22 protein-coding genes are annotated in these 22,987 nt (G+C 38.8%); 10 read left to right on the forward strand and 12 right to left on the reverse strand.

Features of this window, described 5'->3' with window-relative positions; all coding sequences use genetic code 11:
• Window position 1: 1 nt before the first annotated feature.
• Both clpA and clpS read right to left on the reverse strand, forming a co-directional pair.
• Window positions 2–2,287, reverse strand: coding sequence for an ATP-dependent Clp protease ATP-binding subunit ClpA (clpA, locus tag OOA_RS09470; RefSeq protein ID WP_008911929.1), 2,286 nt, complete (start codon window positions 2,285–2,287; stop codon window positions 2–4).
• 159 nt (window positions 2,288–2,446) lie between these two features.
• On the reverse strand, window positions 2,447–2,767 hold the full coding sequence (gene clpS / locus OOA_RS09475; protein ID WP_008911930.1) for an ATP-dependent Clp protease adapter ClpS: 321 nt from the start codon (window positions 2,765–2,767) through the stop codon (window positions 2,447–2,449).
• Between the two features lie 385 nt (window positions 2,768–3,152).
• On the opposite strand from clpS, the gene cspD reads away from it, so the two are divergent.
• A complete protein-coding gene (cspD, locus tag OOA_RS09480; RefSeq protein WP_008911931.1) occupies window positions 3,153–3,404 on the forward strand; it encodes a cold shock-like protein CspD in 252 nt (83 codons plus the stop codon).
• Between the two features lie 107 nt (window positions 3,405–3,511).
• Here the strand turns inward: cspD and OOA_RS09485 are convergent, their stop codons facing one another.
• From OOA_RS09485 to OOA_RS09515, 7 genes are all read right to left on the reverse strand, one after another.
• On the reverse strand, window positions 3,512–4,444 hold the full coding sequence (locus OOA_RS09485; protein ID WP_008911932.1) for a DUF1177 domain-containing protein: 933 nt from the start codon (window positions 4,442–4,444) through the stop codon (window positions 3,512–3,514).
• A 116-nt stretch (window positions 4,445–4,560) separates the two neighbouring features.
• Window positions 4,561–5,310 carry an IclR family transcriptional regulator gene (locus OOA_RS09490; RefSeq protein ID WP_008911933.1) on the reverse strand — a complete coding sequence of 250 codons (750 nt, stop codon included), beginning with the start codon at window positions 5,308–5,310 and terminating at the stop codon, window positions 4,561–4,563.
• Window positions 5,307–6,152: a nitrilase-related carbon-nitrogen hydrolase gene (locus tag OOA_RS09495; protein WP_008911934.1), complete on the reverse strand. Its 846-nt coding sequence runs from the start codon at window positions 6,150–6,152 to the stop codon at window positions 5,307–5,309. The genes OOA_RS09490 and OOA_RS09495 overlap by 4 nt, the downstream gene beginning before the upstream one ends.
• Before the next feature lie 10 nt (window positions 6,153–6,162).
• Entirely contained in the window at window positions 6,163–7,509 is a 1,347-nt protein-coding gene (locus tag OOA_RS09500; protein WP_008911935.1) for a purine-cytosine permease family protein, read from the reverse strand.
• A gap of 287 nt (window positions 7,510–7,796) precedes the next feature.
• Entirely contained in the window at window positions 7,797–9,740 is a 1,944-nt protein-coding gene (gene macB, locus OOA_RS09505) for a macrolide ABC transporter ATP-binding protein/permease MacB (RefSeq protein ID WP_008911936.1), read from the reverse strand.
• 1 nt (window position 9,741) lies between these two features.
• The gene (gene macA, locus OOA_RS09510; protein ID WP_040690923.1) at window positions 9,742–10,848 is read right to left on the reverse strand and encodes a macrolide transporter subunit MacA; all 1,107 of its coding nucleotides are present in this window, start codon (window positions 10,846–10,848) and stop codon (window positions 9,742–9,744) included.
• A 95-nt stretch (window positions 10,849–10,943) separates the two neighbouring features.
• Window positions 10,944–12,608, reverse strand: a complete 1,665-nt coding sequence (locus OOA_RS09515; protein WP_008911938.1) for an ATP-dependent nuclease — start codon at window positions 12,606–12,608, stop codon at window positions 10,944–10,946.
• Window positions 12,609–13,058: 450 nt separating this feature from the next.
• Between OOA_RS09515 and OOA_RS09520 the strand changes: the two genes are divergently transcribed.
• The 8 genes from OOA_RS09520 to OOA_RS09550 all read left to right on the forward strand — a co-directional run bounded on the left by OOA_RS09520 (window position 13,059) and on the right by OOA_RS09550 (window position 19,694).
• Window positions 13,059–13,958, forward strand: a complete 900-nt coding sequence (locus OOA_RS09520; RefSeq protein WP_008911939.1) for a LysO family transporter — start codon at window positions 13,059–13,061, stop codon at window positions 13,956–13,958.
• A gap of 142 nt (window positions 13,959–14,100) precedes the next feature.
• Window positions 14,101–15,576, forward strand: a complete 1,476-nt coding sequence (locus tag OOA_RS09525) for a DUF2867 domain-containing protein (RefSeq protein ID WP_008911940.1) — start codon at window positions 14,101–14,103, stop codon at window positions 15,574–15,576.
• Between the two features lie 106 nt (window positions 15,577–15,682).
• Window positions 15,683–16,411, forward strand: coding sequence for an arginine ABC transporter ATP-binding protein ArtP (artP, locus tag OOA_RS09530; protein WP_008911941.1), 729 nt, complete (start codon window positions 15,683–15,685; stop codon window positions 16,409–16,411).
• 35 nt (window positions 16,412–16,446) lie between these two features.
• On the forward strand, window positions 16,447–17,190 hold the full coding sequence (gene artJ / locus OOA_RS09535) for an arginine ABC transporter substrate-binding protein (RefSeq protein ID WP_008911942.1): 744 nt from the start codon (window positions 16,447–16,449) through the stop codon (window positions 17,188–17,190).
• A 12-nt stretch (window positions 17,191–17,202) separates the two neighbouring features.
• Window positions 17,203–17,943 (forward strand): arginine ABC transporter permease ArtQ, encoded by a 741-nt coding sequence (gene artQ / locus OOA_RS09540; RefSeq protein ID WP_008911943.1) that lies wholly within the window; start codon window positions 17,203–17,205, stop codon window positions 17,941–17,943.
• Window positions 17,940–18,608 carry an arginine ABC transporter permease ArtM gene (gene artM, locus OOA_RS09545; protein ID WP_008911944.1) on the forward strand — a complete coding sequence of 223 codons (669 nt, stop codon included), beginning with the start codon at window positions 17,940–17,942 and terminating at the stop codon, window positions 18,606–18,608. Before artQ ends, artM begins: the two co-directional genes overlap by 4 nt.
• Window positions 18,609–18,947: 339 nt before the next feature.
• Window positions 18,948–19,076 carry a hypothetical protein gene (locus tag OOA_RS20995; RefSeq protein WP_269078032.1) on the forward strand — a complete coding sequence of 43 codons (129 nt, stop codon included), beginning with the start codon at window positions 18,948–18,950 and terminating at the stop codon, window positions 19,074–19,076.
• Between the two features lie 9 nt (window positions 19,077–19,085).
• Window positions 19,086–19,694 (forward strand): outer membrane protein, encoded by a 609-nt coding sequence (locus tag OOA_RS09550; protein WP_008911945.1) that lies wholly within the window; start codon window positions 19,086–19,088, stop codon window positions 19,692–19,694.
• 70 nt (window positions 19,695–19,764) lie between these two features.
• On the opposite strand, the gene rlmC is transcribed toward OOA_RS09550, so the two are convergent.
• The 3 genes from rlmC to OOA_RS09565 all read right to left on the reverse strand — a co-directional run bounded on the left by rlmC (window position 19,765) and on the right by OOA_RS09565 (window position 21,858).
• Complete coding sequence (rlmC, locus tag OOA_RS09555) at window positions 19,765–20,898, reverse strand: 23S rRNA (uracil(747)-C(5))-methyltransferase RlmC (RefSeq protein ID WP_008911946.1); 1,134 nt, start codon at window positions 20,896–20,898, stop codon at window positions 19,765–19,767.
• Between the two features lie 11 nt (window positions 20,899–20,909).
• Window positions 20,910–21,407 carry a YbjN domain-containing protein gene (locus OOA_RS09560; protein WP_008911947.1) on the reverse strand — a complete coding sequence of 166 codons (498 nt, stop codon included), beginning with the start codon at window positions 21,405–21,407 and terminating at the stop codon, window positions 20,910–20,912.
• Window positions 21,408–21,528: 121 nt separating this feature from the next.
• The gene (locus OOA_RS09565; RefSeq protein ID WP_008911948.1) at window positions 21,529–21,858 is read right to left on the reverse strand and encodes a YbjC family protein; all 330 of its coding nucleotides are present in this window, start codon (window positions 21,856–21,858) and stop codon (window positions 21,529–21,531) included.
• 281 nt (window positions 21,859–22,139) lie between these two features.
• Between OOA_RS09565 and OOA_RS09570 the strand changes: the two genes are divergently transcribed.
• Complete coding sequence (locus OOA_RS09570) at window positions 22,140–22,403, forward strand: GrxA family glutaredoxin (RefSeq protein WP_008911949.1); 264 nt, start codon at window positions 22,140–22,142, stop codon at window positions 22,401–22,403.
• The last annotated feature ends 584 nt before the right edge of the window (window positions 22,404–22,987 follow it).

A 22,987-nucleotide genomic window follows, 5' to 3' on the forward strand; every position in this document is an offset into this window, starting at 1 on the left:
GTTAGAATACCGCATCCTCCGGCGAGGCCTTGTGCACGCTACTGAAGCTGTATGTCAGTGTGTTACTTTTATCATCAAGCCCGATACTTACCGAGCCGCCATTAGTTAACGAACCAAACAGTAATTCATTTGCTAATGGTTTTTTCAGGTTATCCTGAATGACGCGTGCCATAGGTCGGGCTCCCATCGCTTTATCATAACCTTTCTCACACAACCAGCTACGAGCTGCTCGACTAACCTCAATCGATACCCCTTTCTCATCCAATTGTGCCTGTAGTTCAACAATGAATTTATCCACAACTTGAGTAATAATTTCAACAGATAACGAATTGAACCAAATAATGCCATCCAGACGATTACGAAACTCAGGCGAAAAGGTTTTTTTGATTTCCGACATCGCATCTGTACTGTTGTCTTGGTCTGCAAAACCAATTGAACGACGTTGAGTCTCTTGTACACCTGCGTTGGTTGTCATCACCACAATTACATTACGAAAATCTGCTTTGCGCCCGTTATTGTCTGTCAGAGTTCCATGATCCATCACTTGAAGAAGGATATTAAATACATCTGGATGTGCTTTTTCTATCTCATCAAGTAGAACCACCGAATGAGGATGTTTGATAACTGCATCGGTGAGTAACCCACCTTGATCAAACCCGACGTATCCCGGAGGTGCACCAATTAAGCGGCTTACTGTATGTCGTTCCATATACTCAGACATATCAAAGCGCAACAATTTGATATCTAGTGCTTTAGCTAATTGAACTGTGACTTCAGTTTTACCGACACCTGTTGGACCGGCAAACAAAAAAGAACCAACTGGTTTATGATCAGGCCCTAATCCAGCTCGACTCATTTTAATCGCTTCCGTCAAAGCAGCGATCGCATTATCTTGCCCAAATACTAGCATTTTCAAACGCGCATCAAGTGTTTTTAATCTGTCTTTATCGCTAGAAGATACCGTTTTTTCTGGGATCCGTGCGATACGAGCAACAACAGATTCAATTTCAGGAATACCAATCGTTTTTTTACGCTTACTCGGTGCAACTAAGCGAGTTCTAGCTCCTGCCTCATCAATAACGTCGATTGCTTTATCAGGAAGGTGCCTGTCAGTAATGTACTTAACAGATAAATCCACCGCTGCCTGAATCGCTTTCGCGGTATAGCGAACATCATGGTGAGATTCGTATTTAGGTTTTAACCCATTAATGATACGTACAGTCTCTTCAGCCGTTGGCTCAACAATATCAATTTTTTGGAAACGACGAGCTAACGCTCTATCTTTCTCGAAAATATTGCTAAATTCTTGGTAAGTCGTTGAACCAATAACTCGGATACGACCACCTGATAATAATGGCTTAATTAAGTTAGCCGCATCGACTTGCCCACCAGAAGCTGCGCCAGCACCAATAATAGTGTGAATTTCGTCGATAAATAAAATACTTTTAGGATCTTTTTCAAGCATTTTTAGCAGTGATTTAAAGCGTTTTTCAAAATCACCGCGGTATTTAGTTCCAGCAAGCAGAGAACCAATATCCAATGAATAAATAGTGTATCCCTTCATCACTTCAGGAACGTCATCTTGCTCTATTCGCCATGCAAGCCCTTCCGCAATCGCGGTTTTACCAACACCTGATTCCCCCACCAACAATGGGTTATTTTTACGGCGACGGCACAATACTTGAATGGTACGCTCTAATTCTGCCTGACGCCCAACGAGAGGGTCGATATTACCCTGTTTAGCCTGTTGATTAAGGTTAGTGGTAAAGCTATCCATGTGATCATCTGAAACAGGCTGCTCTTCGTTGTTTACATTACTATTCGGTATATCTTGTTCAGATGAAGGTGCTTCTTCGCCTTTTATCGTGCCATGAGAAATAAAATTCACCACGTCTAAGCGACTCACATCATGCTTGCGTAATAAATAAGCAGCCTGAGACTCTTGTTCACTAAAAATAGCAACGAGTACGTTAGCGCCACTCACTTCATTGCGCCCCGATGACTGGACATGGAAGACCGCACGTTGCAATACGCGTTGAAAGCTTAATGTTGGCTGAGTATCGCGATTATCATGCTCAGGTAACAGCGGGGTCGTTTGTGCAATGAAATGCTCAAGTTCTTGTCGCAGGACGACAATGTCAACTTTACAGGCATCCAATGCTTCACGTGCAGACGTATTACTCAATAATGCCAGTAATAGGTGCTCCACCGTCATAAATTCGTGTCGATTGTCTTTCGCTTTTGCAAATGCGACGTTTAGACTAAGCTCCAATTCTTGATTGAGCATAAGCACCTCCCAAAATTGATATTAAGCTATACCCATCATACTTCAAGTTACATGGGGTTAGTATCGCTCAATGACCCGAATATTAATGATATAATCACGCATACTCTTCTGGGTATTCGCTTACTGCCTACATATATCTTGAAATACCTAAAGTATAAATCACACTTTTTCTATTGTGCAGAGTAAAGGGTATTCATGTTCACGTGCATAAGTGTTAATTTGTGCCGCTTTAGTTTCTGCTACCTCTGCCGTAAAAATCCCACAAACCCCTTTGCCCTGAAAATGAACATCTAACATTATCTGTGTAGCGCGTTCTTCATCAAAAGAAAAGTATTTTTGTAACACTTCAACAACAAAATCCATTGGAGTGTAATCATCATTATTTAATAGAACTTTATACATTGAAGGGGGCTGTAAAATTTGCTCCACTTCGTCCTTAAAGATGACGTCTGTTTTAAATATACCAAAAAAATCGCTCATTACTTGTCGTGCTCAGAGTTATAAATTCAATTAAGCATAGCCTTTATTATCAATGATTTCTATTAATCAAGATAACAGTAAAACACAGTGGGAATCATTTATTTTATCAATCTCTGGCTCCCTACAGCTACAGTGTAACATGCTATTTAGCGTAACTCATACGGCTAAGATTTTGTGATCAACTTCAAATTTTATGAAAATGATCGTGCCTCCCATATCCAATTTTCATCACTTTACCTTAAAACCTCAAACTCATCACTTGACGTCATAGGTCAATTCACTACAGTATGATTTGCAGACAGTCAATATGGGTAATTATACTTAGCCAATGCGTAGAGATTATGCATTTATGTCAAACACAACTTGCAAATATGAAGGACGAGGTATGGAGACAGGTACAGTTAAATGGTTTAACAATGCCAAAGGCTTTGGTTTCATCTGCCCAGAGAATGGAGGCGAAGACATTTTTGCACATTACTCCTGTATACAAATGGATGGTTACAGGACATTAAAGGCAGGCCAGAAAGTCAATTTTAGTATCAATATTGGCCCGAAAGGGAATCATGCGAACCTCATTGTTCCTATTGAGGATAGTACGGTTAATAATACAAATATAGAGGCTGTGTCTCAAGAGTAACTGGGTTAATAGAGCACAGTTAATTACTTATCGATTTAGTGATTACACATTTATAATCTGCGGTAGTTAACTGTGTCTATTTTTTAATTCAGACTTTAATCTTCTAACTAATGACTTTGGGTCTGGATACGAGACATATCACCATAAAGTAATTTCAGTAATGTAAATTGTTCTTTATCATAAAATTGACAATTCCCGCTACTAAACTCCTTCGCAACTTCAATCATAAATTTTACGGATGACGCAATATCAATTTCATGGCTAGCACCTGTTGAACAACCAGGCACAATTGTTTGCGTACAAATAGCAACACCAACAACAGGAGCTGTTGTTGATACCGCTGGCTGCATAATGCTATTGATATGATGGAGCCCATTTCCATAAGGCGTAATGTCTTGAACTGCGAGTGGGAAAGTTACAGCATGTTGGCCACTACTCCATTCCATCAAACTTAATAAGTCTTCAGAAACAGGTAAGATATAACCTTCTTTGACTGTTGGAGATAGCGCGTAACCTTTATGATTGAGTAGTCTATTGCCCTTGGTAGTATCCACTGACAATATAGCATCCGCTTCCGAGATCGACTCATGTTCATTCATTGTCTCGTCTTTAAGCGGTGAGTCCATAAAATCGACAGGAGTATGAGGGCGTGTCGGTGCAGTTGGGCAGATATGAGTTGAAATGATCACATCTCCCAGTAATACATCACCTTTTTGTTTCATTTCAGCTAATTTAAGTGCCGCAGCAATCGCTGCAATTGCACCATCAGCATCAGAAACTACACCAATACGAGATGGCCTCGCACCAATTCCACCTAAGCGACCAATGATCCCTAGTGTTGGTGCATTTTTACCTCGTAATTTGCCTTCGCTTCCCGGAATAACAATACGAACAAAATCACTCTGCCCTTTTTCGTCTTGTACTGTTTTTGAAGATACTTCAATTGCCGTAAAATCATTAAATAAAGCAACAATATCATTCCCACAAACGGCTGCGCTATCGATCAACTCGTAAACACATAGGGTCTGTTTTAAACTCATAAATTTCCCTTGGTATTTTTTACTACTTTCAGATCTATCGATCTGATTTCCTGATGAAGGCGTATATACGCACTGTAGGATTGTTAATGTTAACAATCCTACATATTTTTTTTATTTTATGATTTGGTACTGCGTTTTAACCAGTACGGATCGCCTACCATACTACCTAGATAGGATGCCTTATGACATATTTTAGCGGCTAACTTTGCCAATAATTCGGGAGTAATTTGTGATGCCGGCAGACTCAAGCAAAGTGCATATAGTGTCCCTTGTGAAGGGTCATACACTGTACTCGATACTGAAGCGACACCAGGCACAGCCTCATTGATTGAATAAGCCCAACCACGTTCTTCAATTTGATTCAGTTCTTGACGTAACTTGTCTTGCTTTTCTTCCGGTTCTTGACAAATGATCACCTCTCTTTCACTCAAAGAATTACGAGATAATAGCGCTTTCCCTGTTGAAGTACCTGCGATAGGCAATCTTGTACCCGGCTGAGTAATCACTTGGAGCATGCTGTTACCAATCCGAGCATGCACCACTCTCACTTGGTCCTTGTCACGCAAAGAAACATAACTCGTGAAACCTGTTTCTTTGGTTATTTCATCAAGAGATTCAAGAGACATATCTATTAGCGGATTCATTCCCCTAGCGCGATGAGCCAATTCCATGATGATCAAACCAGGTCGATAAATTGGCGCATCTTTTTTCTTTTCGAGCAAACCATACTCAGACATCTGTTTTAATAAACGTGACGCTGAACTTTTTGGCATCCCCAATTCATTAACTAATGTTGTTACCGTTAGCTCATCACCAGAGCGAAGAAATAACCGATATACGTCAACAACACTCGAGAGAATACTCATAATTCACCTGTAAACTGAGAATTCTGCACCAATTGCTCATAGCTTTGTGGCTTTCTATCTCTTAAATAAGGGATGCTAAGGCGGGTATGTGCCTGAGAGAGGAAATTAATCTCACCAATCAATAACGCTTCACCATCACAATTAGCCTCACGAAGTACTTGACCACGAGGGCCTAAAATTTTACTACCACCAAACATATGTAGTTCTTCTTCATTACCCCAGCGATTAACTGCCAGTAAATGGCTACCATTTTCCAGCGCTCGGCAAGCAGTATTGATATCCCACATATCTCTATCTTGAACGCACCATGCTGATGGTGCGATTAATAACTCAGCTCCATTTAAGGTGAGAATACGAGCAACCTCAGGAAACCCCATATCATAGCAAATCATGATGCCAATCTTACCGATTGGCGTATCAAATACAGGGTAACTATTTCCATTACGAAACCACTGTTTTTCAATACCAAATGCGTGAACTTTACGGAAAACACCGCTGATTCCATCACAACCTGGATTCCAAACACCAACAGAATTATAGATTTCACCGAGGTAACGACCACGCTCGACAAAGCCACTCACAATCGTGAGATCTAAACTTGTCGCAAGAGAACTAAATAATTGATAAGTTTCACTACCATCAGTATCGCTGAGATCCCATAATTTAGTGGTCAATAGGTCACCACGATACCCTGTAGTGGCCAGCTCAGGGAAACAGATCAATTTAGCGTCTTGATCGGCTGCTTGATGGCAGAGATCTGCCATTCGTTGTAAATTATTTTTCTTGTCACCTAGCGAGGAATTAAATTGTGCAAGAGCAACTTTAACAATGTTATGACCCATGCTCACATCCTTAATCTGAGTGATTGACTTTACGGAAGTGAACTGTACCTACACCTTTTATACGCCCTTGCCAACGCATACCTAGCCAATAGGCTATAGCACTGATAACGAGTGAATTAAGTGCTGGCACCCCAAAGTCTGCATTGAAAGGACCTAGCTCAGAGCTTCCCCAACCAACCACAACAGCTATCACCCAAACAATTAATGTTATAGGGTTAAAAGCTTCACATGTTGACGGCAATACACCTTGCGTTCTCGTCGTATCAAGCTCTTTGCGATCACGTTTTAATAGATAGTAATCAACAACCATGATGCCTGCGACGGGAGGAATAGCTATTCCCAGATAAATGAGGAAACCGATAAAGTTATCTAAAATACCTAACATTGAGGCAATAGTACCAAAAATACCAATAATCCAAGTTAGATAACGACGGTCGAAATGCTTGTTAAAAATAGCATTCAATAATGTGGAAAAACCTAATGATGATGAATATAGATTAATATCATTCATTTTTATGGTTGAAAAGATAACAATTGATGCACCAATCAAGCCCGTCAATGTCATCATCAAGTCAAATACTTGGTAGGTATGTAATGCGAGTGCCATCAATACTGCAATCATATTGACTAACAATTCACCAAAAAAAGTCCCGATAAGTGTCATCCAGAAAACCTCTTTTGGGCTTTTCATAAAACGACTAATATCGGGAGTTGTTACTGCTGCAATGATAAATCCGCCAGCAACCATGGTAATAGCTGCGGGCATGCTCATACGCGGCCCTGATGGTTCTGTACTACTAATAAGAGCACCGATATCCTGCCCTGAAAGCAAATTATAGGTAGCCCAAGCTAATGCAAGTAAAAATAGCGGCGTTGAAATATTGGCAGTAATAGATAAAAAGCGATACCCATATACCGTAATAATCGTGACCGCAATACCTGTAATAAGCGACCAAGTCCCTGGTGTTAGCACATTCGTCGCTTTATACATTCCATCCGCAAAGAAACCATTTTGTACGCCGAACCACCCCATTAGTGAAATTGCAATTGCTCCACCAATTAAAGCTGATCCTAACTTACCAAACCCAGCCCACCTTGATAACAGGCTGATTGACATTCCTTCACGGCACGCTGCTGCACCTAGTGCCCAGCTAACAACTTGTAAAATGACTGAACCTAACATTGTGGCCCAAAACGCTTGCCAAAAAGTTAGCCCATATCCGAGCGCTGCACCTAACATCACCTGTGAAACACAGGCTAGTGAACCAATTCGGAGTATTAATACTTCGTAGAATGGCCGACGAGCACTAAAAGGTACTCTAGCCAATGAATAATCTTCACCTGTTTTATTCGCCATTTAGTATTCCTGCTGTGTGAATCTTTGCTGTTTATTTTATTTTGGCTTTAATGTTTTAGTTCCATTTTATGGAACCAGGTTTCATTTATTCTACGAGATGAATGATATCTATGTTTGATACCAAACCGCAAGTAAAATTTACCTTTTAGAACATTTTTTTTAAATATGCCGATACTACTATAACGGGAATTTAAGAGGCTGAGGAGGGAAATTTGTATAAAAATAAATAAGTTGAAGTTTCTCTTCCATAATAAGAGAAACTTCAGAAAACAACAATAATATTGCTATTATTCCCTAGCTAATGCATCAATAGGGTTTAATCTCGCTGCATTTCTCGCGGGTAGATATCCAAAAACGACACCAATTATCGTCGAACAGGCAAATGCACTTATAATCGCCATAGGTTCAAAAATAAACGTCCAACCAGGTAAAGCCATTTGCACAATCAAGCTAATACCATAAGCAAGCCCAATGCCCATTAGCCCACCAAATAAACAAACTAAAACTGCTTCAATCAAAAATTGTTGCATAACATCACTAGTTCTAGCTCCTACGGCCATACGAATACCGATCTCTCGAGTTCTTTCCGTCACTGACACCAACATAATATTCATGACGCCAATCCCCCCAACGATTAATGAGATAACAGCAACTAATGTCAGAAAAAGTTGCATCGTTCTAGTCGTTTTTTCCGCAGTTTTTACCAACGTATCGATATTATAAGTGAATATATCTTTCTTTCCGTGGCGTAACGTCAATAACCGTGTGATTTGCTGTTCTGCTGATTTGGCATTGCTTCCCTCTTTGATTCTAACCACTATCGTATCCAGATAAGGCCGATTCAAAATTTTACTATTTACTGTGGTATCCGGTAGCCACACAGATAACGAGTTATCAGAGCCAAAAATTGATTTTTGTTCAGCTGTCACACCAATAATTGTCGCAGGCATATTACCTATCAATATCGTTTCACCAATGACTTGCTTTTGGTTAGGAAAGAAACGACGTTTAGTATTCGCATCAATGACGACTACTTGTGCTCTTCGTTCAACCATATCTGGTGTAAAATTCATACCTTCAGAAAATTTTGTTGCATAGACCTGAAAATAATTTTGACCTACCCCCATAAGTTGTGCAGAGGCATCTAAATTACCTTTACGTAGCCGAGTAGATTTCGCTAGCTTACCTGATACTGCCTGTACATAGGGTTGCTGAGCAATGGCATCCACATCTGAAGTTTTTAGTGATTGCCGATTTTGTGCGTCGTCGCTACCAAAATCCTCACCTGGATAAACGGATATAGTATTAGTTCCAATCGATTTAATATCATTGAGTACCATTTCTTGAGCTGCATCGCCAATCACCATGATCGACACAACAGATGCGATACCAATAATGATCCCAAGCATCGTGAGTAAAGTACGCATTTTGTTGACCACCATCGCTCGCCAAGCCATCAAAAGTGCTTCGCTGAACCGACCATAAATTTGTCCTAATGTTAATTTTCGGCTCGAGTTTTCTTGTGCTGGTGGTATTCTTATCTGTGAAATCGAACCTGAATCATTGATAATTTCACCATCATTAATTTCAATAATTCGTTCAGCCTGTTGCGCAATTTTTGGATCATGAGTCACAATGATTACAGTATGCCCCTGTGCACAGAGGTCTTTGAGGATTTTCATCACCTCTTCACCAGAGTAACTATCAAGTGCACCTGTTGGTTCATCCGCTAGAATTACTTGCCCACCATTCATCAGGGCACGCGCAATACTTACACGTTGTTGTTGACCGCCGGATAACTGACTTGGACGATATGCAACTCGTTCCTCAAGACCTAATTTCTTTAGTAACTCAATCGCTCTCTCACGACGCTGTACTTTCCCTGTTCCAGCATAAATGGCGGGCATTTCTACATTTTGCTCGGCAGTAAGATGACTTAATAAATGATAACGCTGAAAAATAAAACCAAAATGCTCTCGGCGTAATTCTGCCAATTGATTTTCATCAAGCAATGAAACTTTTTGTTTAGCAACGAAATATTCACCGGTAGTCGGTTTATCCAAACAACCAATAATATTCATCAAGGTCGATTTACCTGACCCTGATGCACCAATAATCGCAACCATTTCCCCCGCATTAATCTTTAATGAAACCCCTTTAAGTACCGTAATTTCACTTTCGCCTGCGGGATAGCGTCGAGTAATATCTTTAAGCTCTAATAAAGCTGACATATTAATTCCCCGTATTACTACGGCTGATGATCACCTGTTCACCTTCTTTTAGGCCATCAATTACTTCAACATAAACATCGTTACGACTGCCGATTTTAATCTGTTTCTTTTCAGCACTTTCACCATTGAGAATTTCTACCTCATAAACTAACGGTGACACTTCATTCCCTAAAGCTGATAAAGGTAAAAGTAGTACATTTTTATGGGACTCAAGCTCAATTTTAACCTGTGCTGTCATTTGTAATTTCAGCAATTGTTCAGGATTTGGAACTTCAAAGCGAGCATAGTAAAAAATCGCATCATTAATTTTTTCAGGTGTCGGTAAAATATCCTTTAAAACACCTGAAAAACGTTTATTTGGCGCACCTAATACTGTGAAAGAAGCTTGCTGCCCTGGCTTGAGATAAATCACATCAGCCTCTGAAACTTCAGCTTTAACCATCATAGTATTAAGATCAGCTAAGGTCAGAATCGTTGGGGCTTGTTGCACTGCGATAACAGTTTGCCCTTCTAACGTCTTAATCGATGTTACTGTTCCATCCATAGGTGCCGTTATTTGCGTATATGTAAGATTAGTTCTTGCTGTATTTAACGTTGCTAAATTACGTTTAATTTGAGCTTCAAAATTAGCAACTTGCGCTTTTTTGACATTCACCTCTGTTTCCGCTTGATCTAAATCTTGTTTAGATACGGCTTGTAATTTGGATAAACTCAGTTGACGCTGATATGTCGCCTGAGCAAATTTAAGCTCTGCTCTTGCCAATGCTAAATTCGCTTGTAGCTCATGACTCCTTTCTTGAGATTCCGTCACTTCGTTCTGTGCTTTTTGCGGATCGATGACCGCTAATAAATCACCTTTTCTTACTTTATCGCCTTCTTTAACATACAAGGTCTGTAACTGCCCACTAACCTGAGCTCCTACATCAACCGTTCGGACGGCATTGAGTTTACCTGTTGATTGGACTTGTTTATTTAAGTCACCTCGAGTGACGGCAATAGTTTGAAATTCTTCTTTTTTTTCACTTCCCCAAAAAAATACAGTAGTTCCAACCACAAACAGCATAATCAGCATGGAAACAAACGATTTTTTCCGTGAATTTGCTCTCATTAAATTGTTACCTATGATGAAAAAAAGGGCTAAGCCCTCTTTTAAATTATTTGATTTTCAGAAGAACAGATTAACCTGCATCTTCTCTTTAGCCTTTAATAGGCTTTACCTCGTGCTAACCAAGCCACTCGTGAGAACATGTTCTTTAAATGTGATGGAATCGAATTTGCCCCTAATTCTGCGGCACGATTTACAATCGCAATAGCAAGATCAGGCTTAGATGTCTTGGAAATTGCTTTAATAATGACTCGACGAGCAGAAACTTTGCCATTATCAGGGATCCCTGATATTTCATGAAAAAGATGCCCAAAACCTTCGCGATATAAAAAATGTTCTATATCTAGGGCCGGTAATCTCGTTAATCTGTCTCTTTCAGGATCATTCATCTTGTCAGCATAGTGCATTGCTGTCGCCGCATATTTTTTTCCAGCTTCGTCTCCATCAACCAGTGTGTGCCATTCTATACCCATTTGGTTAGCAAACTTTAATAACGGCTTAAGACCACATTGCGCAAACTCAATGACTTTGATTCCCTCGGTTTGAAAATAGTAATTACACTGGCGAGCCAACTCATTCATTAACCAAATTTCCGTTTCCCCTTCGACTAATAACCAACATCTCGCAAACATAGCTGATGGTCGATTAAAGCGAATATGAAAGGAAATTTTACGGATTTCTTCTGGTGATAAATCATTTTCACGTAAACGAAAGGCGGAAACCTTACCTGAATCACGCACCAAACGACAAAGATTTTCAATTGGGACTTGCGCCAATAATTCCCCAGAGTTTGTTGTCGTAATACGCTGTAAAGAAAATAAGTTTAATAGCCCCCAAGCAATTGACAGCATAATTGGGTGCAAACGTGTTTCAGGATCTTCGACAATTATTAATGGGCGAGCATATTTATCCAACTGTACATCGCCTTTTGACTGTAATAACGAAGAAAACATTCCTAATATAATCAACCGAATATTACGCTGATTTGGCTTAGCGATAATACGACTGATGTTATCTAAAGCATGCCATCCTCTTTTATGTGGTTCTAACCCTCTAACCACATTGTTCTCTTTGAACATATGACTACTTTGGCCAGCAAAATAGTGACTAAGCAATTTTTGCATTGCATCCACCCCTTCCGTTAACTCTTCGTCACTCAGGCGATGTGGATTATTAATTAATGCTTGGGTTAGCTCTTTCATTCGGGAATTAAATATATCGCGAGGTTCTTTATCGCCAGCAACCATCATATTAGAGTCTAATGTGCGCAAAAAACGGGCATCTCGTAACCGGATCACAGGATATAACCGAACAATCTCTTTGAGATATTTCCCAACATTGTCTAGAGATAGCTTATTACCACCAGCATTGAGAAAACTACGATCTACGATAATATTACCATCGTCTTTTAGTTCAGCACTGACACGGTAATAGATATGCTTTAGCTCATCATCGTTATCGACCCACACAGAAGCAAGATTTCTAAAACGAAATGAAGAGTGCCGGCCTTTGCGACTTTCGCAAAATTTTAGGACTATTTGCAATGAACGGAATCTTGCAGACTCATCACTTGCAGGTTGATGGAAATCATATTGGTTGAACTGGTAATTTTCTTGCCCAGGAGAAAGTAAAAGGGTTAATGCATCTAAAAGACTCGACTTTCCCCACGAGTTTTCACCAATCAATACTGTATTGCGATTCAAAGCTAATGAGAGCCGGTTAATCCCTCTAAAACCGTATATTTCGACACGTTCCAGATACATATACTCTCTCCTTGACAATAATTTGTACCCAAAGCTTACCTCATTCACGGATAGCATGACTACAATAGTACGCTCAAATTAAATATATTCACAACAATAGAGCACACTGTATTGAGCATCCATTTATAGTGTTATAAAATAGTTAAACTTTATTTTTCAGTCTTTTTATCCTATTTTCCATCAATAACTGGAGAAAAAGGCGATATGGCAATAAATGCTATTCGTCGTGCATGTCAAAACCATAGACTCACTAAAATAATATAAACGGTAACAACTAAACGCTCGAACTGTATAACACCAGTTGCCGTTGGTGGGCTATGTAAACAAGGCCTACTATCCGATCACAGTCTTTTCTGTGTTTATCGAAATTGCTTAGTTTGTCGTGATCATGCAACTCGAATTATTTTGGGTCTAACCCATTGTTAATGGGCTAAATTTTAAGGATGCAAAATGTATTCAGGGCTACTCATTATTTTACTACCGTTAATACTCGGTTATCTTATCCCCATAAAAAACAGGACGATCCTAGGTGCCATCCATCGTTCATTAAATTCGATGGTGTATATCATTTTATTTTTAATGGGGATCACACTCGCATTACTTGAAAACTTAAGTGTTCATCTAGTTTCAATTTTAGTTTATGCACTCACTTTCTTTGCTTGCATATTTTCTCTTAACCTTATTGCTTTACTTTTATTGGATAAGATTGATCCTTGGAAGATACCTCTGCATAAGCAAGAGAAACCGCCTTCTCGACTGAAAATGGTTTTTGAGTCACTGCAACTATGCGGTGTATTAATCCTTGGTTTTTTAGTTGGCTTAATCGGCTTTGATTTCCTACATTATGCTGAAAAAGGTAGCCAAATTGCGTTAATGATATTGTTATTACTTGTCGGTCTACAATTACGTAATAGCGGTATGAGCATTAAACAAATATTCGTAAACCGCCGTGGTACGATTATTGCTCTGGTAATGGCGATCAGTGCATTGATTGGCGGAGCCATTGCAGCTTTATTGTTAGGCTTACCCGTTAAGATGGGGCTGGCATTAGCTTCTGGATTTGGCTGGTACTCATTAACAGGTATTGTTCTAACAGATGCTTATGGTCCTGTAATGGGCAGTGCCGCTTTCTTTAATGATTTAGCGCGTGAACTTGCTGCAATTATGCTAATTCCAATGATCATTAACCGCTACCGCTCAACGGCCTTGGGTATTTGTGGTTCTACATCGATGGATTTTACACTTCCCGTTTTGCAACGAAGTGGGGGCGTTTCAATTGTGCCCGCGGCTATTGTTCATGGGTTTGTTCTTAGTCTGATGACACCGATCTTGATGGCATTCTTTTCGTAAACTTCTGTTTTCTAATAGACTACCGCTTATTTATAAATTTTTAGATAAGCGGTAAATCGCAAAATGACAATATTTAACATGCTTTACATAAGTAGAATATCAGTCACAATAGCGACATATGAGAGTAAAACAGGAAATCAACATGAACGAAAAACAACGTGTTTTAGTCTTGGGTGCCAGTGGTTATATCGGGCAAAATCTGATTCCAGAGTTAATTAAACAAGGCCACCAAGTCACCGCAGCAGCAAGACGTGTCGATTGGATGCTCTCACAAGGTTGGCAAGATGCCCAATGCATTTATGTCGACCTACAGGATCCAGATACACTCCAAGACATAATGAAAGATATCGATATTGTCTACTTTCTCGTTCATAGCATGGCTGATCAGGCAAACTTAATTGAACGCGAACGTACTGCTGCTCGTCATGTTCAACAAGCTCTTAATGACTCCGATGTTAAACATGTTATTTATCTCAGCTCACTGCAGCATGGTCATAGTTATTCGCAGCATTTAATTTCTCGTCGATTAACGGGAGAAATCTTACGTGAAAGCAAAGTACCTATTACTGAAATTCGTTCAGCTATCATAGTCGGTTCAGGTTCTGCTGCTTTTGAAATCATGCGTGACATGGTTTATAACTTAGCCATCTTGACACCACCTCGTTGGGTTCGCTCTAAATCATCCCCTATTGCGCTGAGCAATATCTTGTTCTACTTAACTGAACTGATGAGAATTCCACCTACTGAAAGTCGAATTTTTGATGCTGGTGGCCCTGAATACATGAGCTACCAAGAGTTGTTTAAGCGTTTTATTCATGTCAGTGGTAAACGTCGATTACTGATCCCAATTCCTATCCCTATCAGTATGATTTCCGTACATTTCATCAGTTTGATTACCTCGGTTCCTCCCTCTATTGCAAAAGAGCTTATCCAAGGGTTGCAGCATGACCTCCCGGCAGATGACAAAGCATTGCGCGAGCTGATCCCTCAAACATTAATTTCGTTTGAGGACGCAGTAAGAACAACATTGGCTCAAGAAGCTGATGCTATTGATAATGCAGATTGGGGCTATGATCCCGAAGTCAGAAAACGCTGGCGTCCTGGTTATGGCTTTTATCCGAAACAGGCTGGCTTTACGTTAGGTACTTCTGCAAGCACAGAATCTCTATGGCATGTTGTGCAGCAAATTGGTGGAAAAGATGGCTATTTTTATGCCAACGCACTTTGGAAAACACGCGCCATTATGGATGACATGATGTTCAACAAAGTGAAGTATGGTAGACCCGATCGCGAAGAACTCCAACTCGGTGATGAGATAGATGGATGGCGAGTGATTAATATTGAGCCAAAAAAACAACTTACTCTCCTCTTTGGTATGAAAGCTCCTGGCTTAGGTCGATTAACGTTCACTATTCATGATAGTGGTAGTAGACGTTCTATTGATGTCCGTGCATGGTGGCACCCTGCGGGATTCAGTGGTTTACTCTATTGGTTTGCCATGATGCCAGCACATTTATTTATTTTTAAAGGAATGGCGAAGAGAATTGGCGAATTAGCGTTTGAGCGAGATCAACAGCTATCTAGTCAGCAACAAATAGAGCCTCCATCTTCAGAATAATTGTCTTTTAGATAGAAAAAAACCAAATTTTTATGCATATATTATTGCATAAATATGCTTACCCGATTAATATCGATGTCAGTTAAACAAGGTATTATTGGTAAGCATGAGCATTCAATTAAAAAATATAAACTGTTTCTACGGCTCTCATCAGGCACTTTTTGATATTAACTTAGAGTGTCCTGTTGGGGAAACCATGGTATTGCTGGGCCCTAGCGGTGCAGGTAAGAGCTCGCTACTGCGTGTTTTAAATCTGCTTGAAATGCCAAAGTCAGGTTTACTTAACATTGCGGGTCAGCAATTTGATTTTGCTTCATCTCCTGATGCGAAAGCAATTCGTACGCTTCGCCAAAATGTAGGAATGGTTTTCCAACAATACAATTTATGGCCGCATTTGACTGTATTGGATAATTTGATTGAAGCACCTTGCCGAGTCTTAAAATTGTCACGTCAAGAAGCAAAAGCAAAAGCTGAAAAATTACTGGAACGTTTACGCTTAACTCAATTTGCGACTCGCTTTCCTTTACATTTATCTGGCGGTCAACAGCAGCGAGTTGCAATTGCAAGAGCTTTGATGATGGAACCGCAAGTTCTACTTTTTGATGAGCCAACAGCTGCTCTCGATCCTGAAATTACGGCACAAGTTGTCGATATTATTCGCGAGTTGTCAGCAACTGGAATTACACAGGTTATCGTCACTCACGAAGTTGAGATAGCCCGTAAAGCCGCTAGCCGTGTGGTGTATATGGAAAACGGCCATATTGTTGAACAAGGGGATGCCAGTCATTTTTCAGCCCCTCAAACTGAAGCATTTGCAAATTATCTGTCACATTAAGTAAGGTTTATTAACCTTAGATATAGGATTAAGCAATGAAAAAAATTATATTAGCTGCACTACTTGGCGCTGTAACCCTATCGGCAACTGCGGCAGAAAAAGAAACCATCCGTTTTGCAACAGAAGCGACTTATGCACCGTTTGAAATGTTTGATAAAAACAACCAAATCGTGGGCTTTGATGTTGACCTTGCAAATGCAGTGTGTGAAAAAATGAATGCAACCTGTACATTCACACACCAATCTTTCGACAGTTTAATTCCTAGTTTAAAATTCCGTCGTTTTGAAGCATTAATGGCAGGTATCGACATTACGCCAGAACGCCAACAACAAGTTGATTTCACTGATACCTACTACCCGAACTCAGCAGAGTTTGTTGCTGTTAAAGAAAAAATTTCTTCTATTGATCAGTTAAAAAATAAAAAAATTGGTGTCCAGAACGGAACAACTCATCAGAAATACATCATGGAACAACATAAAGATATGACTGTTGTTCCTTACGATAACTACCAATCTGCTGTTCTTGACCTGCAAAATGGTCGTATTGATGCCGTCTTTGGTGATACCGCGGTTGCTGACGAATGGATTAAAGCTAAAGGTAACGAAAATTTAGCTGCTGTCGGTGATAAAGTCACAGATCCACAATACTTTGGTATTGGTTTAGGTATTGCTGTTCGTAAAGGTAACAAAGAATTATTAGATAAAATGAATAAAGCATTAGCAGAAGTTAAAGCTGATGGCACTTATGACGTTATCTACAAAAAATGGTTTGAACAATAATCGATACAATTAATGAACAATTTTCTTTTTTTAACAAGTGCCGCCGGTATAACCGTCGGCCTTGCTGTTTCTGCCTTAATACTGGGCCTAATCTTAGCTATGCTATTCACAGCATGGGAATCCGTTCGCTTTAAACCAATAGCCTTCTTAGGAACGTGCTCGGTAACATTAATCCGAGGCTTACCTGAGCTTCTAGTGGTGTTATTTGTTTATTTCGGCACGCTGCAACTGATCAATATATTGGGTGATGGGATCAGCATTAACCTCGGTTTTTGGGAAACTACATTGCAAGTTGACCCTAGCATTTTCTTTGCTGATAGCGGTGAATTTGATTTTACACCTTTTGTTTGTGGCGTAATAGCCTTAGCTCTTCTCTATGCATCTTATGCTTCGCAAACTTTAAGGGGAGCATTAAAGGCTGTACCTTATGGTCAATGGGAGGCTGGTTTTGCACTCGGTTTGCATAAACGTACCATTTTCTTTCGTTACATCATGCCACAGATGTGGCGTCATGCTCTGCCGGGGCTAGGTAACCAATGGCTAGTTTTGCTCAAAGATACTGCGTTAGTCTCCTTAATTAGCGTTAATGATTTGATGTTACAAACAAAAACGATTGTTAACCGGACACATGAACCTTTTACTTGGTATGCGATCGTTGGGCTTATTTATCTTGCTATCACTTTATTGAGCCAGTTAGTTTTGAAACGGATTGAATTACGCACGACACGTTTCGAGCGAGGTGAATCGAAATGATCGATTTAATCCTCGATATTTTACCTGGGTTACCAACCAGTTTATCTCTGACATTCAGTGCCCTATTTGTTGCATTTATTCTGGCAGTTTTATTCACATTAATACTGTCACTTAAAACACCGTTTGTCTCTCAAGCTGTTAAGGTTTATATCACGCTGTTTACAGGCACACCTTTGCTGGTTCAGTTCTTCTTAATTTATAATGGCCCAAGCCAGTTTAAATCACTACAGAACTACCCTCTCCTTTGGGACTTTATTTCAACACCTTGGGTCTGTGCAATGGTTGCTCTTGCTCTGAATAGTGCAGCATATTCAACCTTATTATTTCACGGTGCTGTAAAGGCTATTCCATCTGGACAGTGGCAATCTTGCCAAGCATTAGGGATGTCTAAAGCACAAACTATGCGTATTATCTTACCTTATGCATTTAAACGCTCCCTGTCATCCTACTCGAATGAAGTGGTATTAATCTTTAAGAGCACCTCTCTCGCGAGTACCATTACGATGATGGACATTATGGGCTATAGCAGTCAGGTATTTGGGCGAACGTGGGATGTGATGGCTTTTGTCGCAGCAGGGATTATCTACCTTGTTGTAAATGCAATATTAACCATTATTATGCGTTTAATTGAACGCAAAGCACTCGCCTTCGAACATCGAAATTAATAACTAACTTATTTAGTTATTCTTATATTTAAAAGGCTTGTTTATTGACAGGCCTTTTTATTAGCGTTTATGAATAATAATTCAGCAATAAATCAAACAATCGTAGTGTATTAACATCAAAATACGTGTATTCATTATTAGATAATTGTTTCATTTAGCAATAGCGATTTTAAAAGTATTTTTTAGATTTTAACTCCAACTATTTATATATTTTTAATTTTATTAACTTTAACATTTACTATAAAACAATTTATTATATGAGCAATAAACAAAAGCACAGTGCCATTTGTTTATTGGTATAAAACTAACTACTTAATAATTCATATAATGGTATAAATAATGAAAAATTCAGTCTCACTAGTTGCTTTAGTAACAATTGGGTTAACTAGCAATGCATTTGCTACCGATAAAAATGGTTTTTATGTAACAGGTAAAATAGGTACTTCAATTGTTAAAATGTCAGACTAAAAATGGCATGTGTCTGAAGCCGAATCAACCGATAATGACAACTATCATTTTGGTAGTAAAAACAAAGGGGTATTTGGCGGTGGAATCGCATTAGGTTATGATTTTTATGAACAGTTCAATCTGCCAATACGAACTGAGTTAGATATTATGATGCGCGGGAAAGCTTCCGCCAATAATAACTTTGGTAGGGAATTTGGAGCATGGGGTCATGATTCAGATGATACAAAAAATGAAGTCACTCTAAATACATTTATGCTAAATAGCTTTTATGATTTTAGAAATGAAAGTGCATTTACCCCTTATATTAGCGCCGGAATTGGTTTGGCCAGCCTCAAGCATAAAGCTGACTATAAGTATTCCGAATGGGATGCGAATGGCAATTATATTAATAATTCTGAAAATCAATTCTCTAAATCTAAAACTAACAATAACTTTGCGTGGAGCTTAGGTTTAGGTATGAAATATGCCATTAATACAGATTTTTCTATGGATTTAAGTTATCGCTATCTTGACGCGGGAAAATCAACTATCTCCAATACCTATGATAGCCAAACACAAACATCAAAAGTTAAAGCTCAATCAAATGATATTATGCTAGGCGTAACCTACCGTTTTTAATTATCTTTATAGCAATCAGAAAATGACCTGATTGCTATATTTAATTCATCTACATCATCGGATTAGATTATTATGCTACGTTTTTAAACAATAGAGTTAATACTTCATAATGAGCCGTATGTGGAAACATATCAAAGAGCTGAACCTTAGAAACTTGATAACCTACAAGCAGTTCAATATCCTTTGCCATCGTTTGAGCATTACAACTTGAATATAAAATAAATTCAGGCTGCATAGTGGAAAGGTATTCACACAATGTATTACCAATACCTCGTCTTGGTGGATTAACCAAAACAAGTTGGGGAATATCATTTTTACTTACCGCAAATTTTGTTGAATCCAACGCTTGAAATTCAATATGCAATAAACCAAGCTCTTGAGCGGATTGCGTAGCACTCGCGATCGCTGGCACGCTTATTTCAATTCCTGTCAATTTAGTCTGTTTATCTGCACAATGAAGACCAAAACCACCAACACCACAGAACAGATCCCACATATTGGTAATATTTAGCTCTTTCACCCATTCCCGAGCAGTTTGATATAAGCGTGCCGCAACAACTGGATTCGTTTGAAAAAAACTATTAGGGCGAATAAACAGAGGAACTTGGTTAAATTCTTCCCGTAAAACCTGCTGTTCTGTTAATACAATTTCTTGCTCACCTTCCAAAATTGCCATATGGACTGGCTGAAGGTTGACAGTAATAACAGCTAATTGAGGTAGTTGCTCTCTTAACCACGGTAATGCATTTTTTAACTGCTCTAATTTTTTCTCTGAACGTAGAACAAATCGCAGCATAAATTGCCCATTATGCTGGCTTTGTGTTAATAACAGATATTTTAATTCCCCCCTTTTGCGTTCAATGTTATAAGGCGTTAGCCCTGCACGCGCAATAAAGGGTTTAAGAATGTCGAACACAGCAAGAAAGCCATCTGTATATAGTGGGCAGTTTGTTAAACTGACAGCTTGTCCTTGTGAATTAATAATCCCAAATATCGGTTTCTCTACACTTCCACTGACAACCATTTTCGCTTTATTACGAAACTTAGTTTCAGGACTCGTAATGGGTGTTTGAAAAACAGATTTTTCTAATGAAGGTAATAAGGAAGACAAGTTTTCTTGTTTTAGTTTGAGCTGTTGCTCTGCTGGCAATTCAAGCCAATGGCAGGAGCGACAATCCCCTGCCTCATATTTTTCACAATGCATAATAAAAAGGACTAATGAATGATTACAGAAGGTTTATCATCAACATCAAGATCGGCTGTTTCTTCATCAAATTCATCTTGATTTCCATAGAGCAGATTATTGCTATATATTTCAAAGACAATTGATGAGATTTGCTCTTCAGTTTGCTGTAAAAAATGGCAAAACTGGCGATAAGTCATCCCAGCTTCAAGAGAGAATGATTGACTTACTATTAGCTTAGGTAAGTTTTCATTATTAATTTCAAGAAAGATTTTTGCAGTCAATGAACTAGCATTAATTTGACTAATATTTGCCACCAATGTCACTATCGCTGTTGGTTTGAGCTCTGCTAGGGCGGATAGAACGAGTACGTTATTGATAATATCAAGTTTGGCATCAAAAATACCTTCGATATTTTGCATGTGCGGTAAATGTATTGCCGCACAAGAATCACACTCGAAATAGGACGTTTTGAGTTGGTCTAGCCATTCACGAAACTGTGAAATGTCTGGGTAACAAATAGAATCCATGGGTAATAACCTTCTTCAACTCAAATGATAACTTATGAAATTTTCCCTTCACGACAAACTGCAATCAGGAAAAGCGGACAATTTTCACACATCATGTGTAAAAACGCCAGTAAAACCGTGCTTATTCGCCCTTTTCATCCTTTTTATTATCTGTGATTTTATTTTTTCTCGCCCCTGGTCTTAACGGTTTTTGATTATCAATCCCTAAGAAAGTTAACCCGTGAATAGCTCGCCATACGATATTGATTGTCGCAGGAATTAAACATCCAATTCCGACCAAAACCATCGTAACGAGTGCACTTTGTTGCATTAGAGGTTCAGGAAGTTCCAGATATCCATTCATTGAAAGTAGTACAACTATAAGCAAAATAATCCCCACGACCTCTAAAATTAAAACAGGCTTAGGTAAATCAGAGAGTGATCGCATTTCACGTTGTGGTTTTTTATTCATCAAATATCCTTTACGCTTTTTATTAATCATTATGCATCAAGCAGTATGGCATACAGAGTCGTACATTTCACGGCCTGCGGATAGGCTTATAATGGGTATCTATTGTATGCCCTCCTTGCAATATCAACCTACTGCTGAAGTAATATTTTTATCTATATTAGCGGATTATAATCAAGGCCTATACAAACAAAAGGTAAAATCAACTTTTATTTCCTAATTGTTATTGGCATAGTATGGGGTATTCTGGATAAAAAAACTGAGTTAGTCTTAAAGGAGATACTATGTACACTGTTATTTTTGGTCGCCCTGGCTGCCCATATTGTGTTCGAGCTAAAGAGCTAGCTGAAAAACTCAAGAACGAGCGTGATGACTTTGACTATCGTTATGTAGATATTCATGCTGAAGGCCTCACCAAAGAAGACCTTTCAAAAACAGTGGGTAAAGAGGTTCTCACTGTACCGCAAATTTTTATCGATGAAAAACACATCGGCGGTTGCACTGATTTTGAAGCTTACGCTAAAGAAAACCTCAATCTGTACCAGTAAAAAATAACACTAAGCCTATCCAAGCGAAGCTTCTTTATTCAATCTATGAGTAATTAATGGCTTCGCTTATTCTATTTGTGCTATTTCCGCATTGTAAACAAAAAATAAACGAATTATTTTTTTTATCGGTGAACTTTCATATTCACTGCATGTCTTAACTTATGCCACTGCTTTTCTTTGATGTCCCCATATTGAGGAGCCCGATAGCCAACTTTACGTTTATCGCTATCGGGTTTTTTATTGCCTGTTATAAATACCCCGTAACGATAACACCCGCCCTCATAGGTAAAAACAATAATGAGCTTTTTCGATTTATTATCAAACAGTTAAAAGATCATAAGCGTATTATCAGAATTAGTCCCCCTTTTTCATTTAAAATGATCATTTCATATACAGCATTTTAAACCTTCACTCTTTAGTGTCAGTATCCAAATAAAAATTATTTTATATAACAATATTAAATTTATGTATATTCAATATGAAATTTAAATATTTATACGACTAAAAAAAATAATCATGTAATAAAATAAAAAACTGATAACTAACTTTGTACTTGCACAAAATAAGCAGATTGAATTATCACT

The organism is Providencia burhodogranariea DSM 19968 (assembly GCF_000314855.2).
GTDB classification, from domain to species: domain Bacteria; phylum Pseudomonadota; class Gammaproteobacteria; order Enterobacterales; family Enterobacteriaceae; genus Providencia; species Providencia burhodogranariea.

Excerpts from the sequence above, each read along its gene's own strand:
- OOA_RS09570 (WP_008911949.1), top strand. The coding sequence starts at position 22,140 with ATGTACACTGTTATTTTTGGTCGCCCTGGCTGCCCATATTGTGTTCGA.
- artP (WP_008911941.1), top strand. The coding sequence starts at position 15,683 with ATGAGCATTCAATTAAAAAATATAAACTGTTTCTACGGCTCTCATCAG.
- OOA_RS09520 (WP_008911939.1), top strand. The coding sequence starts at position 13,059 with ATGTATTCAGGGCTACTCATTATTTTACTACCGTTAATACTCGGTTAT.
- clpA (WP_008911929.1), bottom strand. The coding sequence starts at position 2,287 with ATGCTCAATCAAGAATTGGAGCTTAGTCTAAACGTCGCATTTGCAAAA.
- OOA_RS09560 (WP_008911947.1), bottom strand. The coding sequence starts at position 21,407 with ATGGATTCTATTTGTTACCCAGACATTTCACAGTTTCGTGAATGGCTA.
- artQ (WP_008911943.1), top strand. The coding sequence starts at position 17,203 with ATGAACAATTTTCTTTTTTTAACAAGTGCCGCCGGTATAACCGTCGGC.
- OOA_RS09565 (WP_008911948.1), bottom strand. The coding sequence starts at position 21,858 with ATGAATAAAAAACCACAACGTGAAATGCGATCACTCTCTGATTTACCT.
- cspD (WP_008911931.1), top strand. The coding sequence starts at position 3,153 with ATGGAGACAGGTACAGTTAAATGGTTTAACAATGCCAAAGGCTTTGGT.
- OOA_RS09490 (WP_008911933.1), bottom strand. The coding sequence starts at position 5,310 with ATGAGTATTCTCTCGAGTGTTGTTGACGTATATCGGTTATTTCTTCGC.
- artJ (WP_008911942.1), top strand. The coding sequence starts at position 16,447 with ATGAAAAAAATTATATTAGCTGCACTACTTGGCGCTGTAACCCTATCG.
- rlmC (WP_008911946.1), bottom strand. The coding sequence starts at position 20,898 with ATGCATTGTGAAAAATATGAGGCAGGGGATTGTCGCTCCTGCCATTGG.
- OOA_RS09500 (WP_008911935.1), bottom strand. The coding sequence starts at position 7,509 with ATGGCGAATAAAACAGGTGAAGATTATTCATTGGCTAGAGTACCTTTT.
- macA (WP_040690923.1), bottom strand. The coding sequence starts at position 10,848 with ATGAGAGCAAATTCACGGAAAAAATCGTTTGTTTCCATGCTGATTATG.
- OOA_RS09515 (WP_008911938.1), bottom strand. The coding sequence starts at position 12,608 with ATGTATCTGGAACGTGTCGAAATATACGGTTTTAGAGGGATTAACCGG.
- OOA_RS20995 (WP_269078032.1), top strand. The coding sequence starts at position 18,948 with ATGAAAAATTCAGTCTCACTAGTTGCTTTAGTAACAATTGGGTTAACT.
- artM (WP_008911944.1), top strand. The coding sequence starts at position 17,940 with ATGATCGATTTAATCCTCGATATTTTACCTGGGTTACCAACCAGTTTA.
- OOA_RS09495 (WP_008911934.1), bottom strand. The coding sequence starts at position 6,152 with ATGGGTCATAACATTGTTAAAGTTGCTCTTGCACAATTTAATTCCTCG.
- macB (WP_008911936.1), bottom strand. The coding sequence starts at position 9,740 with ATGTCAGCTTTATTAGAGCTTAAAGATATTACTCGACGCTATCCCGCA.
- OOA_RS09525 (WP_008911940.1), top strand. The coding sequence starts at position 14,101 with ATGAACGAAAAACAACGTGTTTTAGTCTTGGGTGCCAGTGGTTATATC.
- clpS (WP_008911930.1), bottom strand. The coding sequence starts at position 2,767 with ATGAGCGATTTTTTTGGTATATTTAAAACAGACGTCATCTTTAAGGAC.
- OOA_RS09485 (WP_008911932.1), bottom strand. The coding sequence starts at position 4,444 with ATGAGTTTAAAACAGACCCTATGTGTTTACGAGTTGATCGATAGCGCA.